Source organism: Pseudonocardia tropica (assembly GCF_040105315.1).
Classification (GTDB): domain Bacteria; phylum Actinomycetota; class Actinomycetes; order Mycobacteriales; family Pseudonocardiaceae; genus Pseudonocardia; species Pseudonocardia alni.
The window spans coordinates 503,957-516,839 of record NZ_JBEDNP010000001.1 but is presented as its reverse complement, the minus strand read 5'-3'; the positions used below and the strand labels follow the sequence as shown (position 1 = coordinate 516,839).

General features: G+C 72.7%; 12 protein-coding genes. 4 read left to right on the top strand and 8 right to left on the bottom strand.

What is annotated here, in order from left to right:
- The first annotated feature begins 139 nt into the window (after nt 1–139).
- The gene (locus WHI96_RS02560; RefSeq protein ID WP_345641126.1) at nt 140–1,333 is read left to right on the top strand and encodes an MFS transporter; all 1,194 of its coding nucleotides are present in this window, start codon (nt 140–142) and stop codon (nt 1,331–1,333) included.
- Between the two features lie 424 nt (nt 1,334–1,757).
- Nucleotides 1,758–2,702 (top strand): endonuclease/exonuclease/phosphatase family protein, encoded by a 945-nt coding sequence (locus WHI96_RS02555; protein WP_345641123.1) that lies wholly within the window; start codon nt 1,758–1,760, stop codon nt 2,700–2,702.
- Nucleotides 2,703–3,016: 314 nt separating this feature from the next.
- Here the strand turns inward: WHI96_RS02555 and WHI96_RS02550 are convergent, their stop codons facing one another.
- The 3 genes from WHI96_RS02550 to WHI96_RS02540 all read right to left on the bottom strand — a co-directional run bounded on the left by WHI96_RS02550 (nt 3,017) and on the right by WHI96_RS02540 (nt 6,086).
- Nucleotides 3,017–4,090, bottom strand: a complete 1,074-nt coding sequence (locus WHI96_RS02550; protein WP_345641120.1) for an aspartate-semialdehyde dehydrogenase — start codon at nt 4,088–4,090, stop codon at nt 3,017–3,019.
- A 5-nt stretch (nt 4,091–4,095) separates the two neighbouring features.
- A complete protein-coding gene (locus WHI96_RS02545; protein WP_345641117.1) occupies nt 4,096–5,361 on the bottom strand; it encodes an aspartate kinase in 1,266 nt (421 codons plus the stop codon).
- 227 nt (nt 5,362–5,588) lie between these two features.
- Nucleotides 5,589–6,086 (bottom strand): CGNR zinc finger domain-containing protein, encoded by a 498-nt coding sequence (locus WHI96_RS02540; protein ID WP_345641114.1) that lies wholly within the window; start codon nt 6,084–6,086, stop codon nt 5,589–5,591.
- Between the two features lie 56 nt (nt 6,087–6,142).
- Between WHI96_RS02540 and WHI96_RS02535 the strand changes: the two genes are divergently transcribed.
- Nucleotides 6,143–6,325 (top strand): hypothetical protein, encoded by a 183-nt coding sequence (locus WHI96_RS02535; RefSeq protein WP_345641111.1) that lies wholly within the window; start codon nt 6,143–6,145, stop codon nt 6,323–6,325.
- A 24-nt stretch (nt 6,326–6,349) separates the two neighbouring features.
- Here WHI96_RS02535 and WHI96_RS02530 read toward each other — a convergent pair whose 3' ends face one another.
- The gene (locus WHI96_RS02530; protein WP_349302339.1) at nt 6,350–6,685 is read right to left on the bottom strand and encodes a hypothetical protein; all 336 of its coding nucleotides are present in this window, start codon (nt 6,683–6,685) and stop codon (nt 6,350–6,352) included.
- A gap of 261 nt (nt 6,686–6,946) precedes the next feature.
- Here WHI96_RS02530 and leuA point away from each other — a divergent pair, with 261 nt between their 5' ends.
- The gene (leuA, locus tag WHI96_RS02525; RefSeq protein ID WP_345641105.1) at nt 6,947–8,743 is read left to right on the top strand and encodes a 2-isopropylmalate synthase; all 1,797 of its coding nucleotides are present in this window, start codon (nt 6,947–6,949) and stop codon (nt 8,741–8,743) included.
- 44 nt (nt 8,744–8,787) lie between these two features.
- On the opposite strand, the gene WHI96_RS02520 is transcribed toward leuA, so the two are convergent.
- Genes WHI96_RS02520 through WHI96_RS02505 form a run of 4 tightly spaced genes read right to left on the bottom strand, consistent with a single transcriptional unit; the run spans nt 8,788 to nt 12,822 of the window.
- Nucleotides 8,788–9,891, bottom strand: a complete 1,104-nt coding sequence (locus WHI96_RS02520; RefSeq protein WP_345641103.1) for an ABC transporter ATP-binding protein — start codon at nt 9,889–9,891, stop codon at nt 8,788–8,790.
- A complete protein-coding gene (locus WHI96_RS02515; protein ID WP_345641100.1) occupies nt 9,888–10,898 on the bottom strand; it encodes an ABC transporter ATP-binding protein in 1,011 nt (336 codons plus the stop codon). The genes WHI96_RS02520 and WHI96_RS02515 overlap by 4 nt, the downstream gene beginning before the upstream one ends.
- Complete coding sequence (locus WHI96_RS02510; RefSeq protein ID WP_345641096.1) at nt 10,895–11,821, bottom strand: ABC transporter permease; 927 nt, start codon at nt 11,819–11,821, stop codon at nt 10,895–10,897. Before WHI96_RS02510 ends, WHI96_RS02515 begins: the two co-directional genes overlap by 4 nt.
- A complete protein-coding gene (locus tag WHI96_RS02505) occupies nt 11,818–12,822 on the bottom strand; it encodes an ABC transporter permease (RefSeq protein WP_345641093.1) in 1,005 nt (334 codons plus the stop codon). The genes WHI96_RS02510 and WHI96_RS02505 overlap by 4 nt, the downstream gene beginning before the upstream one ends.
- Nucleotides 12,823–12,883: the final 61 nt, after the last annotated feature.

Below are 12,883 nucleotides of genomic sequence, written 5' to 3'. Positions count from 1 at the left end.
GGCCGACCGGGACGCTCCCGCGGCTGCGCGGCCGCGTCGCGGTCGGCGGTGTCCGTTCCCCCGGGGACTTCCCGTGCGGTCCCGGACGAAACCCGGAACCGGTGCGCGACGACGACGGGGCGCGGGTCAGGATGGGGTCGTGCCCGACGCCGCAGCCACCGCGCCCCGCGCCGGTCTGGGTGCCTTCGCCGACGTGCTGCGGCTGCCCGGGGTCGGCGCGATCACCGCGATCGGCATGGCCGCCCGCATCCCCGCGACGGCCGTCGGCGTCACCCTGACCCTGCACACCGTCACCACCCTCGGCCACGGCTTCGGCGCCGCCGGGCTCGTCGCCGCCGCGGTCCCGACCGGGATGGCGATCGGCGCGCCACTGCTCGGCACGGTGGTCGACCGGCACGGGCTGCGTCCGGTCCTGGCACTGACGATGACCGCGGGCCTGCTGTTCTGGTCGGTCGCGCCGCTGCTGGGCTACGCCGGGCTGCTCGGCGCCGCCTTCGTCGCCGGCATCCTGACCCTCCCGGTGTTCTCCCTGGTCCGGCAGGTCATCGCGGCCGCCGTCCCGGCCGGACGACGCCGCCCCGCGTTCGCGCTGGACTCGATGACGGTCGAGATCTCCTACATGACCGGGCCCGCCGTCGGGTCGCTGCTGACGGTGTGGCTGGGCTCGGCGACGACGATGCGCGTGATCGGGGCCGGGTTCGTCCTGGCCGGGATCGCGCTGTGGCGGCTCGACCCACCGGTCCGCACCGACGGCGACGGGGCCGCCCGCACCGGCCCCCGCCCTCCCCTGCGCAGCTGGCTGACCCGGCCGCTGGTCGGCGCGCTGCTGGCGGTCACCGCCGCGGTGATCGCGATCATGGGCACCGAGTTCGCGTTCATCTCCGCCCTCACCTCCTCCGGTCAGGCGTGGGCGATCGCGCTGGTCAACGCCGCGTGGTGCCTGGCGTCACTGGTCGGCGGGTTCCTCTACGGCAGCGCCCGCCGCGGCCTCCCGCTGCCGCTGCTGCTCGCCGCGCTCGGACTGGCGACGCTCCCGGCGTCGCTGGCCTGGTCGTGGTGGAGCCTGCTCTTCCTGCTGCTCCCGGCGGGTCTGGCGACCGCGTCGACGCTCGCGGCGGGCAGCGCCGCGATCGGCGACCTCGCCCCGGACCGGGTGCGTGGCCTGGTCACCGGCCTGCAGGGCTCCGCGACGACGCTCGGCATCGCCGTCGCGACGCCGCTGGCGGGGGTGCTGGTCGACACCGCCTCCCCCGGCGTGGCGATGCTGGCCTGCGGGTCGGTCGCGGTCGTCGCCGCCGTGGTGGCGGCGCTGCTGCTGCGCACCCGGGCCTGAGCGGCCTGCTCGTCCGGTCGCGGCCCACCACCACCACCGCACCCCGCCCCGCCCCGCCGTGCCGTGCCGTGCCACGCGATCCGCGTCGGGGCCGCGTCACCGAGATGCACCTCAGCGGGAATTGTGGATCTTCCGGGCCCGCTGGGCTGCATCTCGGTGACGCCGCTGCCGCCGAGATGCACCGGACGGTCGTCCGAGACCCTCTGCGGGAGCCCTGAGCTGCAGCTCGACGGGTGGACGGTCGACGAGCGGTCGTGCAAGTCGGACGCTGAGAGAGTCCACAGACGATCGGCGCAGCGCACCGTCCGGACGCGGCGGGCAGGTGTGCCCCTCGGGCAGACTGGACCGGGTGAGCGCACCGCCCCGCCCCGACTCCGAGACCCAGCCCATCCCGAGTGGGCGGCCCCGTCGTCGGGGAGGCCGGGTGCGCTGGGGGTTCGCGCTGTTCCTCGGCGCCGCCGCCGCGCTCGCGACGCTGCCCGACCTCGTCGGTCTCGACGCCCACTCGCCGTTCGCGCAGGTGATCGCGTTCCGGCCGCTGATGGTCGCCGCGCTCGGCGTGCTGGTCGTGATCGGCCTGCTGATCACCCTGGCCGCCCGCCGGTTCTGGCCGGTGCCGGTCGTCCTCGCGCTGGTCGCGCTGGTCGGCGCGGCGATGGTGCTCCCCCGCACCGTGGCGGGCCCCGTACCCACCGGCGGGACCCCGCTGAAGGTGCTGGCGCTCAACGTCTACGAGGGCAACGCCGACACGCAGTCCCTCGCCGCGCTCGTCGCCGCGGAGAACCCCGACGTCGTCTCGATCCCGGAGGCGGGCGGCCGCTACGAGAGCGAGATCGCCCCGCTGCTGGAGCCGCTGGGCTACCGGACGGCGTCCAGCGTCGACCGTTGGGACCGCGACGTCACCGGCAACACCGTGGCCTGGTCGAACCGGCTCGGTGACGTCCGAACCCGGATCGGCAAGGACGTCCGCTTCGACTACATCGAGATCACCGGCGGCGGGCTGGGGAACCTGCGCTTCGTCGCGTTCCACTCCGTCGCCCCGGTGCCGCGCTCGGTCGGGCAGTGGCGCTCGGACCTGGAGACCGTCGCGAAGTGGTGCTCCGGGACGAGCCCGGCGATCGTGGCCGGCGACTTCAACGCGAGCCTCGACCACTCGGTGTTCCGCGACGCCATCCGGGGCTGCGGCGACGCCGGGTCACAGACCGGCAACGGGCTGGCCGGGACCTGGCCGACCTGGGCCCCGGCGTGGCTGGGGCCGCAGATCGACCACATCGTCTACACCGGCGGGATCAGTGCGGAGTCGTTCGGGACGCGGCTGGTGCCGGGCACCGACCACCGCGCCGTCGTCTCGACGCTGCACCTGCCCTGAAGCCCGGCGCCCAGCCGGCGGCCGCGCTCGGGTAGGCACCTTTCAGGGACTGTGAGCACGCGGCGTGGGTGCGCGGCTCGCCCACCGGCTACGCCACAGGGGTTCCCTGTGCGAACTCGCTCACCGGGTGAGCGAATTGCACTCCTACCTGCTGCGGCAGACGGAGTCAGGAGGGCGTCCCGGCCACCTCGTCGATGACGGCTCGTGCGCTGGACGATGCCGACGACCCCGGTGAGGACGAACGCAGCGCTCGACGCACGACGACGGCCGCCCCCCGGAGACCCGGACGGCGGCCGTCGTAGGTACGGAGGAGGTCAGCCGGCCGCGGCGACCGTCTCCGCCACCTCGTAGGTGTTCAGGGCGGCGCCCTTGCGCAGGTTGTCCCCGCACACGAACAGCTCCAGGGTGTTCGGGAAGTCCAGCGACTGCCGGATCCGGCCCACCACGGTCGGGTCTCCGCCGACGGCGTCGGCCGGGGTCGGCCACTCGCCGGCGGCCGGGTCGTCCTTGAGGACGATCGTCGGCTGCGCGCCGAGCACCTTGCGGGCGGCGTCCACCGAGACCTCCGAGGAGAAGGTCGCGTGGATCGCCAGCGCGTGCGTGGTGACGACCGGGACGCGCACGCAGGTCGCGGAGACCTTGAGCTCCGGGATCCCGAGGATCTTGCGGGACTCGTTGCGGACCTTCAGCTCCTCCGACGACCAGCCGTCGTCCTTGAGGGAGCCCGCCCACGGCACGACGTTGAGCACCAGCGGAGCCGGGAACGGCGAGTCGGCGCCGACCGGGATCCCGGCCTCGGTCAGGACGGCCGCGACGTCGCCGGCGGCCTTGCCGAGGTCCTTGCCGGCGACCGCGGACAGCTCGGTCTGCAGCTGGTCGATGCCGGGCTGACCGGCACCCGACGCGGCCTGGTACGACGACACGACCAGCGCCTCGAGCCCGAACTCGCGGTGCAGCGCACCCATCGCCGCCATCATCGACAGCGTCGTGCAGTTCGGGTTGGCGATGATGCCCTTGGGTCGCTCGGTCACCTTCTCCGGGTTGACCTCGGGGACGACGAGCGGGACCTCGGGGTCCATCCGGAACGCGCCGGAGTTGTCGACGGCGATCGCGCCGCGGGAGGCGGCGATCGGCGCCCACTCGGCGGAGACCTCGTCCGGCACGTCGAACATCGCGATGTCGACGCCGTCGAACACCTCGGGCTTCAGCTCCAGGACCGTGATGTCCTGGCCGCGGACCGTCAGCACCTTGCCGGCGCTGCGCGCGGAGGCGATCAGGCGGATCTCGCCCCACGGAACCGACTCCCGGGAGTCGATGATCTCGATCATGGTGGTGCCGACGGCACCGGTCGCGCCGACGAGCGCGAGGACGGGCTTGTCCATCGCCATCCCGCTCACCGACCCGTTCCGGCGGCGACCACCGCGTCGTCCTCGGCGCCGAGCTCGAACGCCTCGTGCAGCGCCTGCACCGCGTCGTCGAGCTGGTCGGAGCGGCAGATCACCGAGATCCGGATCTCCGAGGTGTTCATGGTCTCGATGTTGATCCCGGCGTCGGAGAGCGCCTCGCAGAACTTCGCGGTGACGCCCGGGTGGTTGCGCATGCCCGCGCCGACCAGGGACACCTTGCCGATGTCGTTGTCGTAGATCAGCTCGGCGAACCCGATCTCGGCCTTGGCGCGCTCCAGCGCCGCGACGGCGGTGTCACCGTCGGTGCGGGGCAGCGAGAAGGTGATGTCGGTCTTCTTGTCCGACACGTTGGAGATGTTCTGCAGGACCATGTCGATGTTGATCTCCGCGTCGGCGACCGTGCGGAAGATCTTCGCGGCCATGCCGGGGGTGTCCGGCACACCGGTGACGGTGATCTTGCCTTCGGACCGGTCGTGGGCGACGCCGGTGATGATCGGATTCTCCAACGGGATCTCCTCGATCGAGCCGGAGACCAGGGTGCCCGGCTTGTCGTTGTAGGAACTGCGCACCCGCAGCGGGACGCCGTAGCGGCGGGCGTACTCGACGGCGCGCAGGTGCAGCACCTTGGCGCCGGACGCGGCGAGCTCGAGCATCTCCTCGTAGGTCACCGTCTCGAGCAGGCTCGCCCTGGAGACGATCCGCGGGTCGGCGGTGTAGACGCCGTCGACGTCGGAGTAGATCTCGCAGACGTCGGCGTTCAGCGCGGCCGCGAGCGCGACGGCGGTGGTGTCCGAGCCGCCGCGGCCCAGCGTGGTGATGTCACGGGAGTCCGCGCTCATGCCCTGGAAGCCGGCGACGAGCACGATGTGCCCCTCGTCGAGGGCCTCACGCAGGCGCCACGGGTTCACCTCGGTGATGCGGGCGTCACCGTGCTTCGAGGTGGTGAGCATGCCCGCCTGCGAGCCGGTGAACGACCGGGCCTCCGCGCCGAGGGCGTGGATCGCCATCGCGACGAGTGCGTTCGAGATCCGCTCACCGGAGGTGAGCAGCATGTCCATCTCCCGCAGCGGGGGCTTCGGGGAGATCTGCTCGGCGAGATCGGTCAGCTCGTCGGTGGTGTCCCCCATGGCGGACACGACGACGACGACATCGTGGCCCTCCTTGCGGGTACGGACGATGCGCTCGGCGACCTTCTTGATCCGCTCCGCGTTCTCGACCGACGAACCGCCGTACTTCTGCACGACGAGGGCCACGCCGACCTCCAATCCTGGCTCCGCGGTGGGAGCCGTCGGGTGCTCTCTCTTCGACCGCCGGGATGCGCAGGTGACGCATCGGCGGCGCTGGTCGGAACGGAACAGTACCGGCGAGCGCCGTCCGTTTTCAGGATCTGGACGGTCACCGATGACCCAGACCACACGGGCTCGCCCACGGACCCCGTGCTCGGGTATGCGCGCGGGCCGCACGTCGCCGGACCGGGGACTCAGACCCGGACGGCCTGCTGCCTGCCGCGGTGCCGCCGGACCGCGTCGGTGTTGCCGCAGCGTGCGCTGCAGTAGCGCTGCCTGCCGTTGCGGGAGACATCGGCGTAGGCGCGGGTGCAGCCCTCGGCGGCGCACCGGCCGAGCCGGTCCATCCCCCGGGTCGCCAGATGGGTGGCGGTGCCGGTCGCGAGCAGGGCGCGCAGCACACCGGCCAGGCCCAGACCGTCGTCGCGGTGGTGCAGGTGCCAGTGGCCGTCGTGGTCGGTGAGGCGTGGTGGCCCGGTCGACTCGGCGAGCAGGACGTTGAGCAGCCGTGCCCGCTCCGGGCCCGGCTCGGCGTCGACGACCCCCTCCCACCGGCGCAGGAAGTCGAGCACCGTCGGCAGGTCGGCGCCGACCGGGTCCCAGTCGCGCGTCACCCCGGCGGCGAGGCAGCGCGCGACGAGCTCCCCGGTCGACGACGGCGGCGCGTTCACCAGGTCGGCGGCGAGGAGCACCGGATCACGTCCGTAAGGGTTGATGTGCACTGACCCATTACAGCAACGTCGTCGTCGTGAGCACACCCCTGGACCACGAGTGGGAGACGACCTCACGACACCGCACCTCCGACGGCGTCGTGCGCTACCAGCGCTGCCACTGCGGGACGTGGCGGGTCCGGCTGGAGCGGGACCCCGCCGGCGGCGGGCCGCCCGAGACCCTCGCGCAGCCGGCGCGCGGCCGGGTCGGGGCCCGGTAGACGCACGCCGTGCGGTGCGGGGCCTCAGACCCGGCGCAGGAGGCGCACCACCACGGTGGTGATGATCAGCCACAGGATCGCCGCGACCCCGTAGTTCAGCGTGACGGCCATCTTCGGCTGGGCCGGGGTGAACAGGTCACCGAGCCCGAGGTTCAGCTGGGCCGCCCAGGAGGCCACGAACTCGGTGAGGAAGTTCGCCGGATTGGCGTCGAGCAGGGTCAGCACGATGTGCGCCACCAGGATGGCCACGATCACCAGACCCACGATCCGCACGATCGTCGCGATGATCCCCATACCCTGCCGCACGGTCGAACCCACGGTTGCCGCCATCACAAACCCCTTCGTCACGGACGGCGTCATGGTCGCACCGCCGCACCCTCACCACCCTTCCAACGAGGGCAAACGCCGCTGGTTGTGATCACTTCGTTGCGAGCCGGGGCTCGGGGCCGGGTTCGACCGTGCGGGTGGCGGCTTGCCGCGCAACGGGGGTTCGGGTCTACGGTAGAGGCATGGCGCGCCTGCTCCTTCGCCGCCGCGGCGGGGTCTGAACCGACCGGCCCCTCGTCGCGGGGTCTCGCGTGTCCGCCGGTCGCCACGACGGCACGACGACGGAGCATTCCCGTGACCACCTCTCCCGACGCCTACGAAGCCCGCGCCCGCAGCAACGTCCGCACCCCCGAGGGCGCGCCGCACGCGACCCAGCCCGCCTGGAACCGCCAGCGCGGCTCGCAGATGCCGGTCCACCGGTACAAGCCCTTCCATCAGCTGGTCGAGCCGGTGTCGCTGCCCGACCGCACCTGGCCGGACACGGTCATCGACACCGCGCCGCTGTGGTGTGCGGTCGACCTGCGTGACGGCAACCAGGCGCTGATCGACCCGATGAGCCCGCTGCGCAAGCGGCGGATGTTCGACCTGCTGGTACGCATGGGCTACAAGCAGATCGAGGTCGGCTTCCCGGCGGCGAGCCAGACCGACTTCGACTTCGTCCGCGAGATCATCGAGCAGGGCGCGATCCCGGAGGACGTGCAGATCCAGGTCCTGACCCAGGCCCGCCCGGAGCTGATCCAGCGGACCTTCGAGGCCTGCGAGGGCGCGCACTCGGCGATCGTCCACCTCTACAACTCGACGTCGATCCTGCAGCGCCGGGTCGTCTTCCGCTCCGACCGCGCGGGCATCACCAAGATCGCCACCGACGGCGCGGAGGAGGTCAGCAAGTTCGCCGAGAAGTACCCGGCGACCGACTGGACCTTCCAGTACTCGCCGGAGTCCTACACCGGCACCGAGCTGGAGTACGCCGTCGAGATCACCAACGCGGTGAGCGCGATCTGGCAGCCGACGCCGGAGCAGCCCATGATCGTCAACCTGCCGGCGACGGTGGAGATGGCGACCCCGAACGTCTACGCCGACTCCATCGAGTGGATGCACCGCAACCTGGCCCGCCGCGACGCGCTGGTGCTGTCGCTGCACCCGCACAACGACCGCGGCACCGGCATCGCCGCCGCCGAGCTGGGCTACCAGGCCGGTGCCGACCGGATCGAGGGCTGCCTGTTCGGCAACGGCGAGCGCACCGGCAACGTCGACCTGGTCGCGCTGGGCATGAACATGTTCACCCAGGGCGTCGACCCGCAGATCGACTTCTCCGACATCGACGAGGTCCGCCGCACCGTCGAGTACTGCAACCAGCTGCCGGTGCACGAGCGCCACCCGTGGGGCGGCGACCTGGTCTACACCGCGTTCTCCGGCTCCCACCAGGACGCGATCAACAAGGGCTTCGCCGCGATGGAGGCCGACGCCGCGGAGGCCGGGCACCCGGTCGCCGACCACACCTGGGAGGTCCCGTACCTGCCGGTCGACCCGAAGGACATCGGCCGCACCTACGAGGCCGTCATCCGGGTCAACAGCCAGTCCGGCAAGGGCGGCATCGCCTACATCATGAAGACCGAGCACCAGCTCGACCTGCCGCGCCGGCTGCAGATCGAGTTCAGCCACGTCATCCAGGCCTTCACCGACACCGAGGGCGGCGAGGTCGAGCCCAAGGCCATGCGCGACGCGTTCGACGTCGAGTACCTGGGCCGCGAGACCCCGCTCAAGCTGGTGCGCCACCGCATCCACAGCGACGGCGAGGGCCGCGACGAGATCGTCGCGACCGTGCGCGTCGAGTCCGACCTGCACGAGATCGCCGGCTCCGGCAACGGGCCGATCGCGGCGTTCGTCGACGCGCTGGCCGGGATCGGGTTCGACGTGCGGGTGCTCGACTACCACGAGCACGCGATGGGCGGCGGTGACGACGCCCGCGCCGCGGCCTACGTCGAGTGCGCCGTCGAGGAGAAGGTGTTCTGGGGCGTCGGGATCGACAGCTCGATCACCAGCGCCAGCCTCAAGGGCGTCGTGAGCGCGATCAACCGCGCCCTGCGCTGAGCCCCGGCCCGGCCCGGCTGCACGCAGGCGGGCCGGGCGTCGGGTCAGCGGCCGATCGCGTCGCCGAGGGTGATCTGCTGCTCGGGGACCTCCGGGCCGCTGCCCGGACCGACGGCGGCGTCGGCCTCCTCCCCGGTCACCTCGTGCGGGGTGATCACCCCGTCGCGGATGGCCTCGGCGTGGTGGCAGGCGACCCGGTGTCCGGTGGTGTCGCCGTCGAGCACGCGCAGCTGCGGGCGATCGGTGGAGCACCGGTCGTCCTGACGCCACGGGCAGCGGGTGTGGAACCGGCACCCGGACGGCGGCGCGGCGGGCGAGGGCAGGTCCCCGGAGAGCAGGATCCGCTCCCGGGTGTCCTCGACCGTCGGGTCCGGCTGGGGCACCGCGGAGAGCAGCGCCCGGGTGTAGGGGTGCAGCGGGCCGTCGTAGAGCGCGCGGGCGGGCGCCTCCTCCACGATCGACCCGAGGTACATCACCCCGACCCGGTCCGACACGTGCCGCACGACGGCCAGGTCGTGCGCGATCACCAGGTAGGTCAGGCCGAGCTCGCGCTGCAGCGAGCGCAGCAGGTTGAGCACCTGGGCCTGCACCGACACGTCCAGCGCCGAGACCGGCTCGTCGGCGACGACGAGGTCGGGCTCCACGCACAGCGCCCGGGCGATCCCGATGCGCTGACGCTGCCCGCCGGAGAACTCGTGCGGGTAGCGGCGCAGCGCGGACTCCGGCAGCCCCACCGCGCGCATGAGCTCGGCGAGCCGGTCCGGACCGGCCTCGATCCCGTGCGCGGCCAGGCCCTCGCGCAGCAGCGACCCGACCGACTGCCGCGGGTCCAGGCTGGACATCGGGTCCTGGAACACCATCTGGAACCGGCGGCGCATCCGGCGCAGCGGCTCCCCCTTCAGCGCGGCGACGTCGGTGCCGTCGAAGGACACCGTGCCCGCGGTCGGCTCGGTGAGCTTGAGGATCGCCCGCCCGAGGGTCGACTTGCCGCAGCCGGACTCGCCGACCAGGCCGTAGGTCTCGCCGCGCTCGATCCGCAGCGAGACGCCGTCGACGGCCCGGACGTGCCCGACGGTGCGCTGCACCAGCACACCCCGGGTGATCGGGAAGTGGACCTGCAGGTCCTCGACCTCCAGCAGGGGGCTCATGCCGTCGCTCCGATCGGCTCGGGGTTGTGGCAGCGCAGCAGCCGGCCCGCCTCGTCGTCGGCCACCGGGGTGACCGAGGTGCAGGTCTCCAGCGCCCGCGGGCAGCGCGGCGCGAACGCGCAGGCGTGGTCCCAGGGCAGGTTGTCCGACACCGACCCGGTGATCGCGGGCAGCTCCGCGGCGGGGTCGGAGTCCAGCCGCGGGATCGACCGGATCAGCCCGGAGGTGTACGGGTGGCGCGGGCCGTCGAACAGCGAGTGCCGCTCCGCGCGTTCCACGACGCGGCCGCCGTAGAGGACGTTGACCCGGTCGCAGAGTCCCGCGACGACGCCGAGGTCGTGCGTGATCATGATCAGCGCCGTCCCCGTCTCGGCGACGAGCTCGCGCAGCAGCTCCAGGATCTGGGCCTGGATGGTGACGTCGAGGGCGGTGGTCGGTTCGTCGGCGATGAGCAGCTTCGGCCGGCAGGCCAGCGCGATCGCGATCAGCGCGCGCTGGCGCATCCCGCCCGACATCTGGTGCGGGTAGGCCTTCACCCGTCGCGCCGGGTCGGGGATGCCGACCCGCTCCAGCAGGGAGACGGCCTCGCGCCGCGCCTCCTCCTTGCCCATCCCGCGGTGCCGGGTGAGCGCCTCGGTGATCTGCACCCCGACCGGCACGACCGGGTTCAGCGACGACAGCGGGTCCTGGAAGACCATCCCGATGTCGCGGCCGCGGCGCTCGCGCAGCTGCGCGTCGGACAGGGTGAGCAGGTCGACCGGTCCGCCGTCGGAGGAGAACAGCACCGAGCCGCCCACCCGGGGGGTGCGGCCCGGCAGCAGCCCCATGATCGCCAGGGAGGTCACGGACTTGCCGCAGCCGGACTCGCCGACCAGGCCGACGACCTCGCCGGGGCGGACGTCGAACGACACCCCGTCGACGGCGACGACGTCGGCCTCACCCCGCCGCACGAAGCGCACGGACAGGTCCTGGACCTGCAACAACGGGTTCCTCGGAGATGTGGTCATCGCCGGCCTTTCGGGTCGATGGCCTCGCGCAGCGACTCGCCGAGCAGCGTGAACCCGAGCGCGACGACGATGATCGCGATCGCCGGGTAGACCGCCAGCCCGGGCCGGACGTCGAGGTAGGGCTGCGCGGAGGCGAGCATGAGACCCCACTCCGCGCGGGCCGGGTCGGCGTCGCCGAGGCCGAGGAACGACAGCGCGGCCGCGTCGAGGATGGCCGTCGCCAGGGTCAGCGTGGCCTGCACGATCACCGGGCCGATCGCGTTGGGCAGCATGTGCCGCAGCACCACCGCCCGTCGCCTCACGCCGAGCGCGGTGGCCGCGAGGACGTGGTCGGACCCGCGCTGGGCGAGCATCGACCCGCGCAGCAGCCGCGCGAAGATCGGCACGTTCACCAGCGCGACGGCGATGATGACCGTCGTCTGGCTGGGCCGGGCGGCCAGCGCCGCGACCGAGATCGCGAGCAGCAGCGACGGGATCGACAGCAGCACGTCGGTGACGCGCATGAGGACGGTGTCGATCCAGCCGCCGAACGCGCCGGCGAGCACACCGATCACCAGGCCCGCCGCGAGCCCGAACACGGTCGCGAGCACGCCGACGAGCAGGGTCTGGCGCGAGGCCAGGATCATCCGGGAGAACTCGTCGCGGCCGTTCTGGTCGCTGCCCAGCAGGAAGCCGGGCTGCGGTCCGGGGATCGAGCCGGGGCGCAGCTGGTCGAGCAGCTGCGGGAACGCCTGGGCCGGGTCGTGCGGGGCCAGCAGCGGCGCGAACACCGAGACCAGCACGAACAGCCCGATGATCACCGCCCCGACGATCGCGGTGGGGCTGCGGCGCAGCCGGCGCAGCGCGTCCGCGGACAGGCTGCGGCCTGCGGTGTCGTCGATCCGGTCCCTCCGCCGCTGCGCCCAGGTGGTCGGTGCGCTCATCGCAGCCTCACCCTCGGGTCGATCACGGCGTAGGACAGGTCGACGAGCAGGTTGACCAGCACGTAGATCAGCGCGCCGAGCAGCACCACGGCCTGCAGCCGCGGGTAGTCGCGGCGCTCGATGCCCTCGGCGATCAGGGTGCCGATGCCGGGCCGGTTGAACACCTTCTCGGTCAGCACCGCGCCGGCGAGGAGCAGGCCGGTCTGCAGACCGATCGTCGTGGAGACCGGCAGCAGCGCGTTGCGCAGGACGTGCCGGCCGCGGACGGTGCCCGGCGCGAGGCCCTTGGCGTTGGCGGTGCGGACGAAGTCGGACTCCAGCACGTCGAGCACCGAGGCCCGGGTGATCCGCACGATGACGGCGAGCGGGATCGTCGCCAGCGTCACGGCCGGCAGCACGAGGTGCAGCAGCGAGTCCCAGCTGGCGTCGAACTCGCGGGTCAGCAGGCCGTCGAGGGTGGGGAAGCCGGTGACCGAGGTGGCGTCGATGCCAGTCGACTGCAGCCCGGACGGCGGGAACAGGCCGAGGTCGACGGCCAGGAACTGCTTGAGCACGTAGCCGAGGAAGAACACCGGCACGGCGACGCCGACCAGCGTCCCGACGATGGTCAGGTTGTCCCAGATCCCGCCGCGGTGGCGGGCGGCGAGGTAGCCGAGCGGGATCCCCAGGGCGACGGCGAGCAGCAGCGCCGACAGGGACAGCTCGATCGTCCCCGGGAGCGCGCGGCCGAGCTCGGTGATCACCGGGTCGCCGGTGACGAGGGAGGCGCCGAAGTCGCCGGTCAGCGCCCGGCCGAGGTAGCGCAGGTACTGGATCGGGATGGGCTGGTCCAGACCCAGCGTCTTGTTCAGTGCCGCGATCGACTCCGGGGTCGCCTTGTCTCCGAGCAGCGCACCGGCCGGTCCGCCGGGCAGCGAGCGCAGCCAGGCGAACAACAGCACGGACAGGATGAGCAGCGTCGGGACGACCTGGAGCAGGCGGCGCGCGACGAAGCGCAGCATGCGTGGATGTCCTCAGTGGTGGGAGGCGGGACACGCGACCGGGCGCCGCGGGGTCTCCGCG